The following is a 19558-nucleotide window of genomic DNA, read 5'->3' on the forward strand; positions in this document are numbered from 1 at the left end:
CATGCCCATCCTCGCCCGCGTCTCGGTACGCTCCGTCGAGCGCCTCTCGCCCTCCTTCGCCCGGATCGAGCTGGTCGGCGACGACCTGGCCGACTTCGGCAACGACGGGCCGAGCCTCGATCAGCGCATCAAGCTCTTCTTCCCGGCCACCCCGGGCGTGCTGCCGGAGCTCTCCGCCGAAGACTGGTACGCCGAGTGGCTCGCCCTCCCCGACGACGAGCGCCCGCGGATGCGCACCTACACGATCCGCTCGATCGAGGGGGAGGGGATCGAGAAGCGCCTGTACGTCGACTTCGTGCTCCATCCCGGGGCGCACGGTCCCGGCTCCGACTGGGCCGGTGCGGCCGAGCCGGGCGACGAGATCATGGTGGCCGGCCCCAAGCTCGGCGAGCCCTACGGCGGGATCGAGTGGCTCCCCGGCGACGCGACCCGGCTGCTCCTGGTCGGCGACGAGACGGCCGTCCCGGCGATCGTCTCCATCCTCGAGTCCCTGCCGGCGGACGCCACCGGATCGGCCTTCCTGGAGGTGCCGGTCGCCGGTGACGTACAGGAGGTGGCTGCGCCCGAGGGGCTGAAGGTCACCTGGCTGCCGCGCGAGGGTGCGCCGGTCGGTGGTCCGGCCCTGGCCGCCGTCGGCGGCCTGCTCGGCTTCGAGGCGACGCCCGAGGACGTCACCTCGGTCGAGGTCGAGGACCCGGACCTGTGGGAGACCCCGATCTACTCGTCCTCCGGCGAGGAGGTCGCGGTCGCCGAGAGCGGCTCGGCGAGCGGCTCCGAGAACGGCGAGGACGGGCGCTACGCCTGGATCGCCGGAGAGTCCCGGATGGTCACCGCACTGCGCCGTCACCTCGTCAACGAGCTCGAGATGCCCCGCAAGCAGGTGGCCTTCATGGGCTACTGGCGCGAAGGCGTGTCGATGAAGGGGTGACCCAGCGCGGTTTTGACGCGTGCGCGTGGTTAAGTTTGGTGCGCCCAATCAAATAGAAGGGTCTCGGAATGCAAGCAAGCATCCTGGCCGCGGACACCCTGATCCAGGCCAACACGGTCGATTATCTCCTGATCGCCATCTACTTCGCGTTCGTCCTCGGCATCGGCTTCCTGGCCAGCCGTGGCATGTCGAACTCGGTCGACTTCTTCCTCTCGGGCCGGTCGCTGCCCGCCTGGGTCACCGGGCTCGCCTTCATCTCGGCGAACCTCGGTGCGGTCGAGATCATGGGTATGTCGGCAACGGGAGCTCAGCTCGGGCTCCCCACCGTCCATTACTTCTGGATCGGTGCGATTCCCGCGATGTTGTTCCTGGGCGTCGTGATGATGCCCTTCTACTACGGCTCGAAGGTGCGCTCGGTCCCCGAGTTCATGAAGCGCCGTTTCGGCACCGGTGCCCACCTGGTCAACGCGCTCTCGTTCGCGCTGGCGCAGCTGCTCATCGCCGGTATCAACCTCTACCTGCTCGGCTCGATCGTGCACGCGCTGCTCGGCTGGCCGCTGTGGGTGGCGCTGATCGTGGCCGCCCTGATCGTGCTGTCCTACATCACCCTCGGCGGTCTGAAGGCCGCGATCTACAACGAGGTGCTGCAGTTCTTCGTGATCGTCGCCGCGCTGCTGCCGCTGACCCTGCTCGGTCTCCACCGGGTCGGCGGCTGGGACGGCCTCACCTCGAAGATCGAGAAGGCCGCGGCGGCCAACCCCGACACCATCGCGCCTGCCGCTGACCAGCTCAACTCCTGGCCCGGTGCGGCCCTGACCGGCTTCGGCTCCGACTTCCTCTCGGTCGTCGGCATCGTGTTCGGTCTCGGCTTCGTGCTCTCCTTCGGCTACTGGACCACCAACTTCGTCGAGGTCCAGCGCGCGATGGCGGCCGACTCGATCTCGGCCGCCCGGAAGACGCCGATCATCGGTGCCTTCCCGAAGATGTTCATCCCGTTCATCACCATCTTCCCCGGCATGATCGCGGCGGTCCTGGTCACCGAGATCGCGCGTACGAAGGCAGGGGAGGCGGTGCCGGGTGGTGCCTCCGGTGAGGGCGTGACCTACAACGACTCGCTGCTCTACCTGATGGCGGAGGTGCTGCCCAACGGTCTGCTCGGGCTGGCGATCACCGGTCTGCTGGCCGCGTTCATGGCCGGTATGGCGGCCAACGTCTCCGCGTTCAACACGGTGGTGTCCTTCGACATCATCCAGGAGTACATCATCAAGGACCGCCCCGACGACTTCTACGTCAAGCTGGGACGCTGGGCGACCGTCGCGGCGACCGCCATCGCGATCTTCACCGCGGTGCTGGCCTCCAACTTCTCCAACATCATGGACTACCTGCAGACCCTGTTCGGGTTCTTCAACGCGCCGCTGTTCGCGACGTTCATCCTGGGTATGTTCTGGAAGCGGATGACCGCGACCGCCGGTTGGACCGGTCTGGTCTCCGGCACGCTGGCGGCCGTGCTCGTCGGCATCCTCGCCGACGGCACGCTCGGCGGGCTCTCCGTCGGTGTCCTGCCGCTCTCCGGCCAGGGCGCCTCGTTCGTGGCGGCCGGTGCGGCCTTCGTGGTCGACATCGTGGTCAGCGTGATCGTCTCGCTGGTGACCGCGCCGAAGCCGGAAGGCTCCCTGAAGGGTCTGGTCTACTCCGAGACCCCGAAGGAGGACCTGGTCGACGCCGAGGACGCCGGTCGCCCGTGGTGGGAGCGCCCGGTGCCCCTGGCGGGTGTCGCGCTGGTCCTGGTCATCATCCTGAACGTGATCTTCTAGAGGAGGCTGAGATGTCCACCGAAACCAACAAGGGGTTCCTTGCGGTGCTGTTGTCGCTCTTCGACATCCGCAACGTGATCGGGTCCCTGCTCGCGGTCTACGGCATCATCCTGCTGCTGATGGGCCTGTTCGGCGACCCCGAGGTCGACAAGACCGGCGGTCCCAACGCCAACCTGTGGGCGGGCATCGTCCTGCTCGTGATCGGTGCCGTCTTCATCGCCTGGGGCGTGCTGCGGCCGGTCGTGCCGGACGCTCCTGGCTCCAGCAAGGTGAACGAAGACAAGTAGCCCGTTCGGCTCAGAGTCCTACGAGCGTGATGTCGCCACTGACGGTGGTGGTACGCAGCTCGACATAGGGCTCACCCGCGGCCGGTGCGCCAGCGCTCTCGACAGTGCTGGTGCACCGGCCGCTCACTGTGTTGACGTCGGTCCACACCGGGGTGCCGTTCGGGATCCCGATGCGTACGTCGGAGGAGGCTCCCTTCACCGAGATCCGGCCCGCGCTGACCGAGTGGATGGCGAAGTCGCCGGCGCCGGTCGAGTGGCTCACGTCGCCCTCGACCTCGTCGATCTCCACGCTGCCGGAGCCGGTCTTGGTGTGCAGGTCGTGGGCCGTACCGATCCGGATGTCACCGGATCCCGACTTGATCGAGGCGCGCCCGTCGAGGGTGTCGGCCTCGATGTCTCCCGAGCCGGTCTCGACCTGGAACTCCTCGGTGACCCGGTCGACCCGTACGTCGCCCGAGCCGGTCTGGAGCCATGCCGCCCGGAGGACGCCCTGGGTGGCGATGTCGGCGCTCCCGGTGCGGACGCGCAGCTGGCTGCGGGCCGGGACGGTCACCGCGATGTCGTAACGCCGCGAGCGGCTGAACGGGCCCTTGTGCGGGTCGACGATGTTGATGGTGTCGCCGTTCTGCTCGACCACGAGATGCTCGGCGTCGTCGCCGTCGATCTCGATGGTCGTCTCCTCGGCGTCGGTCGCCGAGACCTCGAGGTTGCCCTTCCCGAATTCGACGAACAGCTTTGCGGGCGCGGTGGACATGAAGGTGTACGTGCTCATGATGATGCTCCTGAGGGTGTGCTGATCTACCGGACCGGCCGGGCGGCCGTCCGTTGTTGCGTCTGGGCTCAGGTCAGAGCCAGCCGGTCATCCGGCGGTCGGACCTGCCGCGGTTGCTTCCGCGGAACGGATCGAGGCTGTTCATCGCCTCGGTGACGATGTGAGGGATCGCGGAGAGGTCGACGTCGACGTTGACCGCGTTCTCCCGTGTGGCCGCGCGTACGGCGCCGACGAGCCAGGTGTTGAGCGACTGGCCGGCCTCGGCCGCCGCCTCCTCGGCCTTCGCCTTGAGCGACTCCGGGATGCGCAGGGTCACCCGGGCGAGGGAGTCGTCGGCCTCGGGCTCCGGCGGCGCCGGGGGAGTCGGGGGAGCGGGCGGCGCCGGGGGCGTGGGAGGTGTCGGCGGGATCGGCTCCGCGAGCTCCGGCAGCGTGACCCCGAACTCCAGGTCACGTCCCCGCAGACGTACGTCCACGTTGCCCGTCGGCAGCTCCGCCGTGATCTCCGCGGCTGCCTGGCTCACCGCTTCCATCACCGCCAGCCGAGCCGCCGGGTCGAGTGCGTAGGTGAGCCGCTCCGCGGTCTCCCGTGCCTCCGGCCCCGATGCCTCGGCCGCGGCCAGGAGGTCCCGTCGCAGGCTGTCGATGTACGGCGTGATGTCCATACGCACCACTATGACATCACTATGACGTCATCGCAACCCGAATCTGACATCACGTGATGTCAGGCCTGTGCGGAGGCGTCGGCGAAATGACGATGACACCTTGTGAAGTGCTCACAAGGTGTCATCGTCTGGTGCAGCGGGCTGCGGTGGTCAGAGGTCGAAGAGCGACCCTGCCTCGTGGATGTCGACGTCGGTACGCGGCGTGTGAGCGTCTCCGCTCACGGCCGGCGCCGGCTTCGGCTCCGGTGCGGGGGCGGCCTTGGCCTCGGGCTCCGGCTCGGCCGGGGCCTCCACCTCGACGGCCGTGTCCTCGGCAGGCGTCTCCTCGACCGGGGTCTCCGGCGCAGCCTCGGCTGCAGGAGCGGCCTCGGCGACGGGAGCAGGAGCCGCAGGGGCAGGGGCCGCTGCGGCGGTGACCGTGCCCTCCGGCGCCTCGATGTCGAAGAGCGAGCCGAGGCTGTCGAAGTCGACGTCGGTCTTCGGCTCCGAGGTCACTCCCGAACCCGCCGCAGGCGCAGCGGGCGCGGCAGGCGCGACCGGAGCAGCAGCCTCGGGCGCCTCGGCCGGAGCGGCGGCCTCGACCGGAGCAGCGGCCTCGGGAGCCTTCGCGGGAGCGGGCTCAGGCTCGCTCGCTGGGATGTCGAAGAGCGAACCACCCGCGCTGAGGTCGATACTCGGCTCCTCGGCGGCCGGAGCCGCAGCCGGGGTGGGTGCCTCGGGCTCGGCGGCAGCGGGCGCGGCCTTCGCCTCGGGAGCCGGTGCGGCCTCCTCGGCAGGTGCGGCCGGGATGTCGAAGAGCGAGCCGCCCCCACCCAGGTCGACAGCAGGCTCCTCGGGCGCCGGTGCCGGAGCAGCCGGCGCCGCCTTCGCCTCGGGTGCGGCAGCAGGCTCCGCCTCCTGCGCGGGAACGTCGAAGAGCGACCCACCGGTCCCGAGATCGGCAGCAGGCTCCTCGGCCGGCTTCTCCTCGGCCGGCTTCTCTTCGGCGGGCGCCGCAGGCGTGTCGAAGAGCGACCCACCGTCGTCGAACAGGGAACCACCCGAGGCCGGCTTCTCCGGCTCGGCGGCCGGAGCCGGGGTGTCGAAGAGCGAGCCGCCGCCCGACGTACCGCCCGAGGCCGGCTCGGCCGGAGCAGGGGTGTCGAAGAGCGAGGACGCGTCGGCCGGAGCCTTCGGGGCCTCGGCGGTCTCAGCCGTCTCGGCCGGGGAGTCGAAGAGCGACGAACCCGCGGCAGCACCGGCGGCCGGGGCAGCCTCCTCGACAGCCGGAGCGGCCTTGGCTGCGGCACCGACCTTCGCACCCTCACCCGGGGCCAGCTTGGTGGCCTGCTCGCCCTTCACGGACGCGAGCAGCATCTGCGCGACGTCGAGGACCTCGACCTCCTCGCGCGCCGAGCCGTTGGCCTGGGCCTTGGTCAGGCCGTCGGAGAGCATGACGCGGCAGAACGGGCAGCCGACGGCGATCTGGTCGGCGCCGGTGGCGACGGCCTCGTCGGTGCGGTTCTCGTTGATCCGCGACCCGATCTTCTCCTCCATCCACATCCGGGCACCACCGGCACCACAGCAGAAGGAGCGCTCGGAGTTGCGCGGCATCTCCTTGTACTCGGCGCCCGGCATGATCTGCAGCAGCTCGCGCGGCGGCTCGTAGACGCCGTTGTGGCGACCGATGTAGCACGGGTCGTGGTAGGTGATCGAGCGCTTGTGGGCGCCGGCGCCGTCCGCGATCGGAGTCAGCTTGCCCTCGCGTACGAGACGGTTGAGCAGCTGGGTGTGGTGGACGACCTCGAGCTCGATGCCGAACTCCTTGTACTCGTTCTTCAGCGTGTTGAAGCAGTGAGCACAGGTGGTGACGGCCTTCTTGACCTTGAACTCCTTGAACGTCTCGACGTTCTGCTGAGCCAGTCCCTGGAAGACGAACTCGTTGCCGGCGCGGCGAGCGGAGTCACCGGTGCAGGTCTCCCCGTTGCCGAGTACACCGAAGGTGACCCCGGCCATGTCGAGCAGCTCGGCCACGGCGCGGGTGGTCTTCTTGGCCCGGTCCTCGTAGGCGCCGGCGCAGCCGACCCAGAACAGCCAGTCGACCTCCTCCAGCGACTCGATGTCCTTGCCGACCTCCTTGACCTCGAAGGGCAGGTCCTTGGCCCAGTCCATGCGCGCGTTGGCGTTCATGTTCCACGGGTTGCCCTTGCCCTCGAGGCCCTTGAACAGGCCGTTGAGCTCGGAGGGGAAGTTCGACTCGACGAGCACCTGGTAGCGGCGCATGTCCATGATGTGGTCGACGTGCTCGATGTCGACGGGGCACTGCTGGACGCAAGCACCGCACGAGGTGCACGACCAGAGCACGTCCTCGTCGATGACGAAGCCGCCGTCCTCGGGGTTGTAGAACCAGTCGAGGACCTCGGTGTTGCTCTCGGCGCCGGCCGGAGCGGCGTCGGCCTTGCCGATCAGCGGCTTCTCCTTGAGGTCGGAGTCACCGGCGGCGGCGTACGCGTGCTCGCGCAGACCCATCACCAGCAGCTTCGGCGAGAGCGGCTTCTCGGTGTTCCAGGCGGGGCACTGCGACTGGCAGCGACCACACTCGGTGCAGGTGGTGAAGTCGAGGATGCCCTTCCAGGAGAAGTCCTGGATCGAGCCGACACCGAGGATGGCGTCCTCGGGGATGCGGTCCTCCTCGACGTCCTCGAGGGTGACGGGCTTGCCGTCGATGAGCATCGGCTTGATCGCGCCGAGCGCGGTGCCGAGCGGGCGGGCGCCGTCGACGGAGGACGTACGCGAACCCGGCTCGCGCTTGAACCAGATGTTGAACCAGGCGGTGAAGCGGTGCCAGGCGACACCCATCGTCAGGTGGGTGGAGACGATGGTCAGCCAGATCAGCGCCGTGATGATCTTGAAGGCCGCGATCGCGTAGATGACGTTCTCGAGCGTGTGGATCGCGTCGGGGCCGGTGGGGTAGAGCGCCCCGAAGAACTGCGAGATCGGGAAGTGGAACGCGGTGGCGTGCTCGGCGACCTCGCCGCCGTGGGCCTTGGCCAGGTTGTACTCCGCGCCGCGGATGAACAGGATCGCCGCGCTCTCGACCAGCACCATCGCCTCGACGAAGAACGCCTGCCACTGGGTGGAGCCGAAGAACCGGGTGCCGCGGCCCATCTGCGCGGGCTGGTGCGTCAGCCGGTAGATGATCAGCGGGATGATGCCCAGCGAGCCGAGCAGGCCGAGGATCTCGGCGATCCACTCGTAGGCGAACAGCTTGCCGACCACCGGCAGCGTCCACTCCGGGTCGAAGAGCTGGAAGTACGCCGCGCCGACCGCCGTGGAGAGCACGATGAACGCCGCGAAGGCGAACCAGTGCAGGATCCCGACCCAGGTCCACTGCAGCATGCGGGTGTGGAGGACGGTCTCTTTCAACATCGTCAGGGTGCGGGCCAGCGGCTGGTCGACGCGGCTGATCGGCGTACCGATCTTGATGACCGCGAGCATCGACCGGACCGCCTTGATCACCAGGTAGGCGGTGGCCACCGTTGCCGCGAGACACACGACGATGGCGATGATCTGCAACATGCCTAGGCGCTCCTCATCAGGGGGCAGGACTGCCGGAATACAGCCGAGCCTAGTGCTTGTGCTCGGTTCGGCCGTGTAAGGGTGGGTTGATACTACCCGTCGGTAACTTCAGAACGAAGAAACGGCCCGCGACCTGGTCAGGACGCGGGCCGTTTCTTAGGACAGCCTTAGTGGATCAAGGCCTCACGCGTTCGAGTTCACCTTGAACTTGGCGTGACCGATGTTCACGACCGTCTTGGTGCCCTTGGTCGCGTCGAGGAGCGTCAGCCGCAGGGCGACGACCTCGACCAGGTTCTTGCTGCGCTCGACGACGACCTTGGTCTCGATCTTGGCCAGGCCGGGGATGTCGACGCGGGAGAGCGCCGACTCGAGCTGGGCGAGGGAGACCTTCTGGTCACCGACGTAGATGTCACCGAACTTGGTGCCCGAGATGGACGTCGAGGCGCCCTTGCCCTTGACGAACTTGGCGTTCGCCTGGGCGCGGATGGCCTCGATGCGGATCGCACCGTCGCCGATGTTGACGCTGGCGACCTCACCGAAGGTGTAACCCTCGGCGGTGGTCTTGGTCTGGTTCGAGCGCTGACCGCTGGTCAGGCCCTTGACGTCCAGGATGTCACCCGCGTTGCCCAGCGGCACGCCGGCGATGGACTTGGTCTTCAGCTTGCCCTTGGTGCCGGCGCAGCCGGCGTTGGTCAGCGGGTTCTTGCCGACCTGGACGGCGCCGCCGAGAGCGGTGGCGTCGATGGAGTCAGCGAAACCGCGGAAGGTCGCGGTGAAGGCCTGGCCGTTGATCTCGGCGCGGGAGCGACCGACGATGACCTCGGAGTCGCTGCCGTGGAGCTTGATCCAGATGCCGTTGGCGTAAGCCTCGGCGCCGTCGGCGTTGGTCTTCTCGACGGTGTTGCCGATGCCGATGGTGGCGATGCCGGGGATGACCAGCGGCTTGTCACGGCCGGGGATCGGGAGGTCGATCTTCTGGCCGGGGCCGGCCGGGTCGAGGACCACGTGAGCGATCTTGGCCTTGGAGTCGGCCTTGTAGCCCTTGCCGTCCCACCAGGCCTGGGAGACCGAGCTCAGACCCTCGACGGTGACCTTGCCCAGCGGGCTCTTGTCGAGGACGACGTCGGCGATCTTGTGCTCCGAGATGGACTTGACCATGTCGCCGGACTTGATCGTCCGCTGCTTGGTCGTGGTGGCGCCGATCGTGCCGATGCCGGGCACCTTGGCGCCGGCGGTGTTGTTGTTGACGTTGTGACCAGCCTTACGGGTGCAGCCGATGGTCTGGTATCCAAGGTCGCCCGAGTTGGCCGGGATGCTTCCACCGGTCACGCGGGTACCGAAGCCGCTCGCGAACATCCCGAAAGAGGTGTTCGTCAGTGCGGCCTGTGAGGGCGCCGGCACAACCAGAACTGCGCCGACGACGGCGGCAGCGGCTGCGGACAGCGCAAGCGTACGGATGCTTCGCATTGTTGGTTGGACTCCGATTCTGCGGTGGGGATCCCCCAAGATCCCCGCAACGGGGCCGTGCCACCTGCCAGATCCGGGGGAACCTGGCGCACTCCCGAGTTAAGGGGTGGCACATCGGGCAAACGAGAGAAAACCACGGAAGTTATCGGGACGGAGGTCCTATTTCTAGATGACCCTTCCTGGCCATGGATAACCCACCCGGGCATAGGCAAACGGGCCGTGACCTCGGAGGAGGTCACGGCCCGTTCGAAGACCCTCGCTTACGGGGTCAAGTCGAGCTGAATTCCGGTGAGACCGTCGATCACGCCGGTCACGGTGTCGAGCACCGGGGCCACGACGTTCTCGCCGATCGACGGGGGAGCCGGTGCCGGGGTCGGCGCGGGCTCGGGGTTCGGCTCGGGCTCCGGCTCGGGGTTCGGCGCGGGCGCGGGCTCGGGGGCCGGCTGGGGAGCGGGCTTCGGGTCCTTGTCCTCCAGGGGGGTCGCGGTCTGCGGGGTGGAGACGGATCCGCTGGCGGCGTGGGCGCCACCGTAGGCCTCGGCCGTGGAGGGGGCGTCGTAGTCGCCGCTGGAGTGCTTGCCGGGAGCCGCGCGTCCGGCCGTGCGGGAGAAGAGGGTGGTCTCCTCCGGTGCGATCACGCCGGGGGCGTCGATGACCTTCTGCTCGGTGTCGACGACCGCGATGGCGTCGTACTGGTCGGCGTGGGCCTTGACCTGCTGGGTCTCGATGTCCGGGTCGACGTTCGACTGGGCGAAGGCGCCGAGGCCGGCCGAGGCGATCGCCATCGCCGCGAGCGGCAGCAGCACCGCCTTCTTGCTGCGGGCACGGTTCTTCGGGATCCGGTACTCCGCGACCGCCGCGTTCCGGTCCGGCACCTGCGCGGCGGCGTACGGCGGCATCGCCGGGTTGGCGAACGTCACCGGTCCGGCGGGGTGGTACTGCTGCGCCGTGTAGGGGCTCGGCTGGTAGGCGTACTGCGGCAGCCGGTTGTGCGGAGGCAGCGGGCGCTGGTAGTTGGGCCGCGGCGGCTGGTAGCGCACGGGAACGGGAGCGGGCTGCACGGGGACGAGCGCCGTGCCGGGCTGTGGCGGCGGGGCGTACGGAATGTGACGCGGCCGCCCCCGGTCGGGGGCGGCGTTGGTCTTGGGAGAGTCGAACCACGACTCGGTCGCCGGCGACAGCCCCTCGAGAGCGCGGTTGGCGATCTCGAGGGGGTCGGCCGTGGCGTCGTTCTTGCTGCGCATCTGTGGGGCGTGGTGTCGAGCCGGCGTGGGCGGGACGTTCGAGAGGTCCCCCGTCGCGGGCCGACTGTTCGCTTCAGTCATCTGACGCTGTCTCCTGAGCGCTTAGCGAGTGTCGGTTGTGTCGCGCAGCACGTAACGGAACCAGAATCCCGCCGGTTTGTCACCTTCTTCTCGGAAAAAAGTTACTGATCAGCCAAAATGGGAGAGGAGTAACTTTTTCTATACATTGAGAGATATTCCTGGCCGGTGGCCTACAGCGCGGCGATGGCCTCGGCGATGCTGAGGACTCGCTTGGCGGACTCGACGTGGAGGGCCTCGACCATCTTGCCGTTGTAGGTCGCGACGCCGCTGCCGGCGGCCTCGAACGCCTCGATGAGACCCTTGGCGTCGGCCACGGCCTGCTCGCTGGGTGCGAAGCCTGCGTTGGCGCCCTCGACCTGGCTGGGGTGGACCAGCGTCTTGCCGTCGAACCCGAAGATCCGGCCCTGCTCGACCTCGGCCGCGTAGCCCTCGGCGTCCTTCACGTTGTTGTAGACGCCGTCGAGGATGACCTTGCCGCTCGCGCGCGCGGCGAGCACCGCGAGCTGGAGCGACGTGACCAGGTTGGCGCGGGCGGGGACGTGGTCGACGTAGAGCTCCTTGACCAGGTCGTTCGTGCCCAGGACGAGCACCGTCAGCCGCTCGGAGGCGGAGGCGATCTCCTCGGCGTGGAGGATGGCGTACGGGCTCTCGATCATCGCCCAGAGCTTGGTGTGCTCCGGGACGCCGGCCTTCTCGAAGGCGGCGACGAGGTCGAGCACCTGCTGCGGGCTGTTCACCTTGGGGACGACGATCGCGTCGGGGCCGGCCTTGGCGGCAGCGGCCAGGTCGTCCGCGTGCCACTCGGTGTCGGCGCCGTTGATGCGGATGGTGAGGTACTTGTTGCCGTACTCGCCCGAGGTCACGGCCGCTGCTGCGTTCTCGCGCGCCTCCGACTTCGCGTCGGGGGCGACGGCGTCCTCGAGGTCGAGGATCAGCGCGTCGGCCGCGATCGTCTTGGCCTTCTCGAGGGCACGCGTGTTGGAGCTCGGCATGTAGAGGACCGAGCGGAGGGGACGGAAGGTCTCGGTCATGATCAGTCCTCGATCTCGATGGTGTCGTAGAGCTCCTTGAGCTTCGGGTCGATGGCGGCCAGCTCCTCGGCGAGGTCGACGAGGACCAGGCACTGCTTCAGGGAGGCGTCGTCCTCCATCTTGCCGTCGAGCATGACCGCACCGGTGCCGTCGCCCATCGCCTTGACGACGCGGCGGGCGTGCTTGATGTCCTCGACGCTGGGCGAGAAGACGCGGTTGGCGATCTCGATCTGCTTGGGGTGCAGGCTCCAGGTGCCGACGCAGCCGAGCAGGAAGGCGTTGCGGAACTGGTCCTCGGCCGCGACCACGTCGGTGATGTCACCGAACGGGCCGTAGTAGGGGTAGATCCCGGCCTCGGCACAGGCGTCGACCATCTTGGCGATCGTGTAGTGCCACAGGTCCTGCTGGAAGATCGTGCGGTTGCCGTGGATGTCGCCGTCGACCGGGTCCTGGCGGACCAGGTAGCCCGGGTGGCCGCCGCCGACGCGGGTGGTCTTCATCTTGCGGTCGGCAGCGAGGTCGGCAGGGCCGAGGCTGATGCCCTGCATGCGCGGCGAGGCGAGGGCGATCTCCTCGACGTTGGCCACGCCGCGCGCGGTCTCGAGGATCGCGTGGATCAGGATCGGCTTCTGGATGCCGCCCTTGGCCTCAAGCTGCGCCAGCAGCCGGTCGACGTAGTGGATGTCCTCGGGGCCCTGCACCTTCGGCACCATCACGACGTCGAGCTTGTCGCCGATCTCGGTGACCAGGGTGACGAGGTCGTCGAGCACCCACGGGGAGTCGAGGCTGTTGATCCGGGTCCAGAGCTGGGTCTTGCCGAAGTCGGTCGCCTTGGCGATCTCGACCAGGCCCTCGCGCGCGGCGACCTTGTTGTCGGCCTTGACGGCGTCCTCCAGGTTGCCGAGGAGCACGTCGACGGTGCCGACCATGGCGGGCACCTTGGCCGCCATCTTCGGGTTCGACGGGTCGAAGAAATGGATCGCGCGACTCGGCCGTGCCGGGATCTCCCGCAGCGGTGCGGGAGCGCCCACCGCCAACGGCGCGAAGAAGTCCTTAGGGCTCTTGTGACTCATGCCGGTCACCCTAACGGCCGGGGGTTACCGGTCGGTAGGCGTCTCGGCTTGTAACGATCACGGTCGGCGGCGGGAGGGGTGATCCTTTGGTACGCGGGCACCGTGCCGGATCCGGGCGCCGGCGTCGAAGCCGGCGAGGACGGAGCGCACCGTGGTGCGCAGCTTGCTCGGGTTCTTCCTGGTGTTGGTCATGACTCCATCGTGCTCGTGCGACGCCCCTCGGAGGAGTGGCAGGATTGACTATAAATGTTAGGTTCTTGCCATGCCTGCGAAGCCGTCCATCGCCATCCCGATCGTCGAGGGGATGACCCTCTTCGAGATCGGGATGCCGCTCGAGGCGCTCGGCTACGACTGGGACCACGACGCCAGCCCGCTCTACGACGTGGTGCTCTGCGGTGACCTGCGGGGCGTACGTGTCCACGGCGGGCCGCGGCTGACACCGCAGCGTCCGATGGCCGCGCTGAGCGAGGCGGACACGGTGCTGGTGCCGGCCATCCGGCCGGGCGAGACGATCAGCCCGACCCTGCTCCGCGAGCTCCGGCGGGCCGCCGAGGGCGGAGCCCGGATGGTGTCGCTGTGCACCGGTGCCTTCGCCCTCGCCGAGGCCGGGCTGCTCGACGGTCGCCGAGCCACGACCCACTGGCGCTGGACGGAGCTGTTCCGGCGTACGTATCCGGGGGTCGAGCTCGACCCGAGGGCGATCTACGTCGACGACGGCGTGCTGACGAGCGCGGGCTCGGCCGCGGGGCTGGACCTGTGCCTCCACCTGATCCGCACCGACCACGGCCAGCACGCCGCCAACACCATCGCCCGCAACCTGGTGATCGCCTCGCACCGCGACGGCGACCAGGCCCAGTACGTCGCGGCCGACCCGCTCACCGAGCAGGCCCACTGGCTCGACGAGCTGCGCACCTGGCTCCGCGCCAACCTGCACGAGGACGTCACCCTCGAGCGCCTGGCGGCGGCCGCCGCGGTCTCGCCGCGCACCCTCGCCCGGCGCTTCGAGCGCGACCTCGCCACCACCCCGATGCGCTGGGTGGCGGCCGAGCGGATCGCGGTCGCGAAGACCCTCCTCGAGACCACGGACCTCCCGATCGACCGGATCAGCCACGAGGCCGGCTACTACTCCCCGGTGACCTTCCGGGCCGGGTTCACCTCGGAGGTCGGGGTGACGCCCGGTCGCTACCGGGCACGGTTCACCGCTCGGGCGGTGTGAGCGGCTCTCGCCGGCCGGACGGCGGGGTCGGCGATATTCGCTGTGCGCGGTCCATCGGTGGTGGGAGGCTGCCGGAAGGGCAGTGACAACGACAGGAGACGCCGATGTCCCTCACTCGCGTGCACAACTTCTCGATCTCTCTGGACGGCTTCGGGACCGGCGAGCCGCAGACCCTCGAGACGCCGTTCGGCCATGCCGGCGAGCGTCTCCATGAGTGGATGTTCGTCGACTCCACGGGGGTCGACGACCTCTTCGCCCGGCAGTACTCGACCGGGATCGGTGCCGAGATCATGGGCGCCAACAAGTTCGGCCCGCCGGGATGGCACGAGGACCCGGAGTGGAAGGGATGGTGGGGCGACAACCCGCCCTACCACCACCCGGCCTTCGTGCTGACCCACCACACGCGCGAGCCGATCGAGATGGAGGGCGGCACGACCTTCCTCTTCCGTGACGCGACGCCGGCCGAGGTCCTGGAGGAGGCGCGTGCGGCGGCGGACGGCCAGGACGTGCTCATCGGCGGCGGGGCCACGGTGGTGCGCGACTTCGTCCGGGCCGGTCTCATCGACCTCATGCATGTCGCCGTCGTCCCGATCGTGCTCGGCCGCGGCGTACGCCTGTGGGACGGTCTGGAGGAGCTCGAGTCGACCTTCGACGTCGAGTCCGTCGCCTCGCCCAGCGGCGTCACCCACCTCACCTTCTCGCGCAAGCGATGAGGCTCAGCGCCGCTGCCACCAGCGGCGCTTCTTCTCCGGTGTGGTGGCCTGGCGGCGTCTGGCGGCCTCCACCCTGGCCGCGCGGCGCTCGCGCCAGGCGGCCACGGTGGCGTCGACGTCGCGGGGCATGGTGATCAGCGGCGGTCCCTCGGGCGCACCGTAGCGGGCCGCGATCACGCGCTCGTTGAACTCTTCGACGATCCTGCGGGCGCCGTCCTCGGTGGTCTGGGTGTCGAGGAGGTCGTCGAGCTCGGCGTCGTCCTTGCGGAGCTGGACCGACCGGGGGAGCACGACGATCTGCTCGCGCTCGACGAGCTGCTTGACCCACCAGTCGGGGTCGTGGTCGCGGTCGAGGTTCTTGATCGGCTTGCCGGCGCCGGGCAGGTTGTCGAACTCGCCGCGCTGGATCGACTGCTGCACCTGGAGGTCGACCCACTTGGCCTGGTTCTCGATCCGGGCGGCGGCCGCGGCCTTGCTGGCAGCGTCGGAGAGAGGGGCAGCCTGCGTCTCCGGGCGCTCCTCGGGCCGGTCCTCGCTCGTGGGCATGTGATCACCTCCAGCGCGGGAAAGTTTACCGAGCGCTGGTTGTGCGGCGGGTTGTTCGGCGGGGCAGCAGGAGCAGCAGCCCGGCGACGAGCGCGGTGATCCCGCACACCGCCCACACCGTCAGATAGCCCGACAGCGGCGCGTGCGCCTCGCCGCTGATCGACCCGTCCGCGGCGAGCGCGATGGCGAAGACCGCCGAGGCGATGGCGCCGCCGACCGTCTTGGTGGCGTTGGTCATGCCGGTGGCGAACGCGGTGCGGGAGGCGGGCGCGGCCGCGGCGGCGGCCGCCGGCAGCGATGCCACCAGCGCTCCCGAGCCGAGCCCGACGACCGCCATGTTGAGCAGGCCCTGGCCGGTGGAGCCGTGGAACGGGAGCCACATCAGATAGCCGGCAGCGACCAGGAAGCACGCCACCGCCTGGGCACGCGTCGGCCCGAGGAACCGGGCCCACAGCGGGAAGGTGAAGGCCGAGACGGCCATCGCGATGACGTACTCCGCGATCAGCAACGACACGAACGACGCGTCCGCTCCCAGGCCGAAGCCGGCCTCGGCGGGGTCGGTGCGCGCGAAGGTCGACAACGGGATCTGCGCCCCCAGCACCGACATCCCGAACAGGAACGCGGTCAGCTGGATCGGCCACTGCTGCCGCGAGACCAGCAGGCGTACGTCGATCAGCGGCTCTCTCCGGCCGGCGTCGTCCACCGCGGTCTCGATGCGCCAGAACGGGACCAGGGTGAGCAGCCCCAGGACCACGAGTGCCCAGGCCAGCAGGGACCCGGCGCCGAGGACGCGTACGCCGACCAGGCCGGCCATGACCAGGCCGAGCACGAGGGTCAGCACCGTCAGCCCGAGCCAGTCGAAGCTGCCGCCGCTGGTGCCGGAGTCGCTCTCGATGCCGACGGCGATGACGACGAAGACCGCGGTCACGGCCACGGCCGGGAAGGCGAGGATCGCGGTCATCGGCAGCACTCCGACGAGAGCACCCGCGGCGACCGCGCCGATGATCACCGAGAGCTGTAGCGCTCCGACCAGGACGCCGGCGGCCCGCCGGGTCAGCGCGGTGTCGCCCCCGGTGCGCTTGTGGACGATGGCGACCTCGAGCGGGAGCCAGATGACGTAGGCGCCCTGGATCGACCAGGCCACCAGGAACGAGCCGAAGTCGGGGGCGACCACGGTCCACCAGGTGGCGAGCGCGGTGATCCCGGTCGCCAGCAGGAGCACCTTCTTGTGGCCGATCAGGTCGCCGAGCCGGGCGAGCGGCGGGACGCACAGTGCCGAGACGATCAGCTGCCCGGCCTCGAGCCAGTTGAGGTCGGCGTCGGAGACGCCGAGGTGGTCGGCGAGGTCGGAGAAGATCGGGGTGTAGTAGCCCTGCAGGATGCCGCTGGCGAACTCGACGGCCACCAGGAAGCCGACGATCACCCAGATCCCGCGGGCGGCCTTCTCCAGGCCGGTGCTGTTCTGGCGTTCAGTGGTCACAGCGACTCGATCAACCTTCGGTAGAAGCGGATCCCGTCGAGGTAGTCATCGACCCTGATGTTCTCGTCGGCGGCGTGGATGGTGGCCCGCTGGGCTGCGGTCATCCGGAACGGGGCGAACCGGTAGACCCGGTCGCTGATCTCGTAGAAGAAGCGTGAGTCGGTCGCGGCCATGACGGTGTAGGGAGCCGGCACCGCCTCCGGGAAGATCTCCGCGATGGTGTCGGTGATCTTCGCGAAGGCCTCGTCACGAGGCGAGATCGGGGACGGCTCACCCGCGCGGACGACCTCGATCGCGACCTGCTTGTCGCCGATCGCGGCCCGCAGCCGCTCGACGACCTCGGCGACCGTCTCGCCGACCATGATCCTCAGGTTGACCCCGGCCGAGGCCGCCGAGGCGATCACGTTGGCCGCCGGGCTGCCCTCGAGCGTCGTGATCGCGACGGTGGTGCGGGTCAGCGCGGCGGGCTCCGGTCCGAGCCGGGTCAGCAGCCGGGCCAGCGCCGGCGCCAGCCTGCCGGCGTTGGCAAGCACGGGCTGCAGGGGCTTGGCGGCGTACGGGGCGATCCGCTCGAACATCTCGACCGTCGGCGCCGGCAGCTGCACCGGCATCGACATCCGGTCGAGCCGGGTGATCGCGCGGGCCAGCCGCGCGGTCGGGCCGTTCCGTCGTGGGGTGGAGGAGTGGCCGCCGTCGCCGGTGACCCGGAGGCGTACGTCGGTGGTGCCCTTCTCGGCGACGCCGACGACACCGACCGGAGCCGTGATGGTGGGGAACGCGTCGAAGGCGACCGCGCCGCCCTCGTCGAGCACGAACCACGGCGCGACCCCTTGCCTCCGCAGCTCCTCGACGGCCGCCCGCGCGGCCTCACCGGTCGTCTCCTCGTCGGAGCCGAACGACAACCACACGTCGTACGCCGGCGCGAACCCCTCCACGAGGAGCCCCTCGACCGCGGCGCAGATGGCGACGAGCTGGCCCTTGTCGTCGAGGGTGCCGCGCCCGTGGATCACGCCGTCGACGATCTCGCCGCCGAACGGGTCATGGGTCCACTCGCCCGCGATCGGGACAACGTCCTGGTGGGCCATCAGCACGACCGGCTTGTCCGCCGAGGCGCCGGGCCAGCGGAAGAGGAGCCCGTGCCTGCCGACCGGGGTGAGGTCGAGGGTGGAGTGGAGCTGCGGGAAGTGCTCGCGCAGCGCGTCGTGGAGCTGCTCGAACGCCTGCTGCTCCGCCCCCGAGCCGTCGTTGACGGTCGGGGCCCGAAGTGCGGCCTGAAGAGCGGCAACGGGGTCGAGTGTCATGACCGAAACCTAATCGGTCCCGGGTGGTGCGGATGACCCCGTTGACGACTCCGTCACCAGTTTGTGGCGCTCCCGGGCAGCTGCACGTCACGCGGGTGGATGACGTAGGTGATCCCGTCGGTCGATGTCTGCCAGACCCGCTCGAAGTTCTCGCGGGTGTAGACGTTGCGCACCTCGTCGTTGGAGGCGTGGTTCGGGTCGTAGACGACCGGGTCGCCCTCGGCGGTGAAGCCGCCGATGACCAGCAGGTGGCCGTCGGTGCCGTAGCCCGCCTCCGGCATCTCCTCACGCTCCCAGCTGGCCGAGACGACCAGCGGGAAGCCGGCCGCGACCAGGGTCTCGGCCTCGGCCAGCGAACGGAGCCTGGTCACGGCCCCGTCCAGGCCCCAGCGGCCGGCGTAGGCGGTGTTGAACGGCCAGTTGCCGGCGCCCTCGTAGGCGTAGTCCCAGGTGTTGATCGCGGCGTAGGCGACCTGCGGGTCGCCGTTGGGCGCCTCGATGCCCTCCAGCTCGCTCGCCGGGACCTCGTGACCCCAGTGGTACTGCACCATCGTCGTCGACGTCGGCGAGCACCAGACCTGGCCGCCGCCGCCGAACTCCGGGTATTCGCCGCGGTGGATGTTCTGGCTGAACGGTGGGACGCCGAGGTCGATCGCGTCGTCGAGGGTCGGCGTGCTCGTTCCCGGGTAGGCGGAGTCGGGCAGGTATTCGTTGGTCAGCGTCGCGACCGATCGCAGGCTGGGGGAGACGGTCGCACCCTCGGGGCGCAGCAGGGTGACCCGGGTCTGGAACGCCTCGGGTTCCTTGCCGGTCCGGGCGACGTACGTGTCGGTGTAGAGCGCCGCGTCGGTGTCGCTCTGTCCCTCGACCGAGGTGCGGTGGATGTCGCCCGCGGCGAAGTCGTCGCCGGCCGTCCAGCGACCCATCACGAACCACTTCGTCCAGGTGCCGTCCGCCTTCCGGCCGCGGAACCGGATCTCGGCCCAGGTGCCGGTCGGGGTGTCGACGTCCCACGAGGTGATCGACTCGTCGATCGCGTACCCGGTCGTGACCACGGGCGAGGTCCAGGTGCCGAGCTCGTACGTCCTCGCCGAGCCGTCGCCGAACGGGTCGGTGTAGGTCGTCGTCTGGCTGCCATGGCCGATCCGGAGGGTGCCGTGCCGGTCCGGCCGCAGGTTGCTCGACCTGCCCTTCGCGAAGTCCTCGAGGCTGTTCCACCGGGTGAGGGTGATCTCGGTGGGCTGGGTCTCAGGCTCGGCCGCGTGGACCGGAGTCGTTGGTGCGACCAGGACGGCTGCGGCGGCGAGGGCGGCGACGTACGCGAGGCGGGACCGAGATCTCATGTCGGAACGCTATTCCTCCGCGGAACGCGCGGCCACGACA

At 69.4% G+C, this 19558-nt stretch carries 17 protein-coding genes; 5 read left to right on the forward strand and 12 right to left on the reverse strand.

What is annotated here, in order from left to right:
- Position 1 precedes the first annotated feature (1 nt).
- From HD557_RS01550 to HD557_RS01560, 3 genes are all read left to right on the forward strand, one after another.
- Positions 2–928 carry a siderophore-interacting protein gene (locus HD557_RS01550; RefSeq protein ID WP_196872587.1) on the forward strand — a complete coding sequence of 309 codons (927 nt, stop codon included), beginning with the start codon at positions 2–4 and terminating at the stop codon, positions 926–928.
- Positions 929–1011: 83 nt separating this feature from the next.
- Entirely contained in the window at positions 1012–2742 is a 1731-nt protein-coding gene (locus HD557_RS01555; protein ID WP_196876268.1) for a sodium:solute symporter family protein, read from the forward strand.
- A gap of 11 nt (positions 2743–2753) precedes the next feature.
- The gene (locus HD557_RS01560) at positions 2754–3029 is read left to right on the forward strand and encodes a hypothetical protein (RefSeq protein WP_008360358.1); all 276 of its coding nucleotides are present in this window, start codon (positions 2754–2756) and stop codon (positions 3027–3029) included.
- 10 nt (positions 3030–3039) lie between these two features.
- Here HD557_RS01560 and HD557_RS01565 read toward each other — a convergent pair whose 3' ends face one another.
- The 8 genes from HD557_RS01565 to HD557_RS28540 form a co-directional block, all read right to left on the reverse strand.
- Complete coding sequence (locus tag HD557_RS01565) at positions 3040–3801, reverse strand: DUF4097 family beta strand repeat-containing protein (protein ID WP_196872588.1); 762 nt, start codon at positions 3799–3801, stop codon at positions 3040–3042.
- A gap of 73 nt (positions 3802–3874) precedes the next feature.
- Positions 3875–4465 (reverse strand): toxin-antitoxin system HicB family antitoxin, encoded by a 591-nt coding sequence (locus HD557_RS01570; protein WP_008360360.1) that lies wholly within the window; start codon positions 4463–4465, stop codon positions 3875–3877.
- Positions 4466–4615: 150 nt separating this feature from the next.
- The gene (locus HD557_RS01575; RefSeq protein ID WP_196872589.1) at positions 4616–8023 is read right to left on the reverse strand and encodes a (Fe-S)-binding protein; all 3408 of its coding nucleotides are present in this window, start codon (positions 8021–8023) and stop codon (positions 4616–4618) included.
- A 183-nt stretch (positions 8024–8206) separates the two neighbouring features.
- Entirely contained in the window at positions 8207–9490 is a 1284-nt protein-coding gene (locus tag HD557_RS01580; protein ID WP_008360362.1) for a choice-of-anchor P family protein, read from the reverse strand.
- Between the two features lie 260 nt (positions 9491–9750).
- The gene (locus tag HD557_RS01585; RefSeq protein ID WP_196872591.1) at positions 9751–10734 is read right to left on the reverse strand and encodes a hypothetical protein; all 984 of its coding nucleotides are present in this window, start codon (positions 10732–10734) and stop codon (positions 9751–9753) included.
- A gap of 251 nt (positions 10735–10985) precedes the next feature.
- Entirely contained in the window at positions 10986–11846 is an 861-nt protein-coding gene (locus HD557_RS01590) for an HpcH/HpaI aldolase/citrate lyase family protein (RefSeq protein ID WP_196872592.1), read from the reverse strand.
- Between the two features lie 2 nt (positions 11847–11848).
- A complete protein-coding gene (locus HD557_RS01595; RefSeq protein WP_196872593.1) occupies positions 11849–12919 on the reverse strand; it encodes an HpcH/HpaI aldolase/citrate lyase family protein in 1071 nt (356 codons plus the stop codon).
- Between the two features lie 57 nt (positions 12920–12976).
- Positions 12977–13111 (reverse strand): hypothetical protein, encoded by a 135-nt coding sequence (locus HD557_RS28540; protein WP_269210627.1) that lies wholly within the window; start codon positions 13109–13111, stop codon positions 12977–12979.
- A 70-nt stretch (positions 13112–13181) separates the two neighbouring features.
- Here HD557_RS28540 and HD557_RS01600 point away from each other — a divergent pair, with 70 nt between their 5' ends.
- On the forward strand, positions 13182–14135 hold the full coding sequence (locus HD557_RS01600; RefSeq protein WP_196872594.1) for a GlxA family transcriptional regulator: 954 nt from the start codon (positions 13182–13184) through the stop codon (positions 14133–14135).
- Between the two features lie 104 nt (positions 14136–14239).
- Entirely contained in the window at positions 14240–14848 is a 609-nt protein-coding gene (locus HD557_RS01605) for a dihydrofolate reductase family protein (RefSeq protein ID WP_196872595.1), read from the forward strand.
- Positions 14849–14851: 3 nt separating this feature from the next.
- Here HD557_RS01605 and HD557_RS01610 read toward each other — a convergent pair whose 3' ends face one another.
- Genes HD557_RS01610 through HD557_RS01625 form a run of 4 tightly spaced genes read right to left on the reverse strand, consistent with a single transcriptional unit; the run spans position 14852 to position 19518 of the window.
- Positions 14852–15394, reverse strand: a complete 543-nt coding sequence (locus HD557_RS01610; protein WP_196872596.1) for a DnaJ family domain-containing protein — start codon at positions 15392–15394, stop codon at positions 14852–14854.
- Between the two features lie 25 nt (positions 15395–15419).
- Positions 15420–16874: an MFS transporter gene (locus HD557_RS01615; RefSeq protein WP_196872597.1), complete on the reverse strand. Its 1455-nt coding sequence runs from the start codon at positions 16872–16874 to the stop codon at positions 15420–15422.
- The gene (locus HD557_RS01620) at positions 16871–18175 is read right to left on the reverse strand and encodes a M20/M25/M40 family metallo-hydrolase (protein ID WP_196872598.1); all 1305 of its coding nucleotides are present in this window, start codon (positions 18173–18175) and stop codon (positions 16871–16873) included. Before HD557_RS01620 ends, HD557_RS01615 begins: the two co-directional genes overlap by 4 nt.
- 53 nt (positions 18176–18228) lie before the next feature.
- Positions 18229–19518: a C39 family peptidase gene (locus HD557_RS01625; RefSeq protein ID WP_196872599.1), complete on the reverse strand. Its 1290-nt coding sequence runs from the start codon at positions 19516–19518 to the stop codon at positions 18229–18231.
- Positions 19519–19558 lie beyond the last annotated feature (40 nt).

The organism is Nocardioides luteus, from assembly GCF_015752315.1.
GTDB lineage: Bacteria > Actinomycetota > Actinomycetes > Propionibacteriales > Nocardioidaceae > Nocardioides.

What these genes read in the sequence shown, in the direction of transcription:
- HD557_RS01550 (WP_196872587.1), top strand. Translation starts at nt 2, where the DNA reads ATGCCCATCCTCGCCCGCGTCTCGGTACGCTCCGTCGAGCGCCTCTCG.
- HD557_RS01560 (WP_008360358.1), top strand. Translation starts at nt 2,754, where the DNA reads ATGTCCACCGAAACCAACAAGGGGTTCCTTGCGGTGCTGTTGTCGCTC.
- HD557_RS01565 (WP_196872588.1), bottom strand. Translation starts at nt 3,801, where the DNA reads ATGAGCACGTACACCTTCATGTCCACCGCGCCCGCAAAGCTGTTCGTC.
- HD557_RS01570 (WP_008360360.1), bottom strand. Translation starts at nt 4,465, where the DNA reads ATGGACATCACGCCGTACATCGACAGCCTGCGACGGGACCTCCTGGCC.
- HD557_RS01575 (WP_196872589.1), bottom strand. Translation starts at nt 8,023, where the DNA reads ATGTTGCAGATCATCGCCATCGTCGTGTGTCTCGCGGCAACGGTGGCC.
- HD557_RS01580 (WP_008360362.1), bottom strand. Translation starts at nt 9,490, where the DNA reads ATGCGAAGCATCCGTACGCTTGCGCTGTCCGCAGCCGCTGCCGCCGTC.
- HD557_RS01585 (WP_196872591.1), bottom strand. Translation starts at nt 10,734, where the DNA reads ATGCGCAGCAAGAACGACGCCACGGCCGACCCCCTCGAGATCGCCAAC.
- HD557_RS01590 (WP_196872592.1), bottom strand. Translation starts at nt 11,846, where the DNA reads ATGACCGAGACCTTCCGTCCCCTCCGCTCGGTCCTCTACATGCCGAGC.
- HD557_RS01595 (WP_196872593.1), bottom strand. Translation starts at nt 12,919, where the DNA reads ATGAGTCACAAGAGCCCTAAGGACTTCTTCGCGCCGTTGGCGGTGGGC.
- HD557_RS28540 (WP_269210627.1), bottom strand. Translation starts at nt 13,111, where the DNA reads ATGACCAACACCAGGAAGAACCCGAGCAAGCTGCGCACCACGGTGCGC.
- HD557_RS01600 (WP_196872594.1), top strand. Translation starts at nt 13,182, where the DNA reads ATGCCTGCGAAGCCGTCCATCGCCATCCCGATCGTCGAGGGGATGACC.
- HD557_RS01605 (WP_196872595.1), top strand. Translation starts at nt 14,240, where the DNA reads ATGTCCCTCACTCGCGTGCACAACTTCTCGATCTCTCTGGACGGCTTC.
- HD557_RS01610 (WP_196872596.1), bottom strand. Translation starts at nt 15,394, where the DNA reads ATGCCCACGAGCGAGGACCGGCCCGAGGAGCGCCCGGAGACGCAGGCT.
- HD557_RS01620 (WP_196872598.1), bottom strand. Translation starts at nt 18,175, where the DNA reads ATGACACTCGACCCCGTTGCCGCTCTTCAGGCCGCACTTCGGGCCCCG.
- HD557_RS01625 (WP_196872599.1), bottom strand. Translation starts at nt 19,518, where the DNA reads ATGAGATCTCGGTCCCGCCTCGCGTACGTCGCCGCCCTCGCCGCCGCA.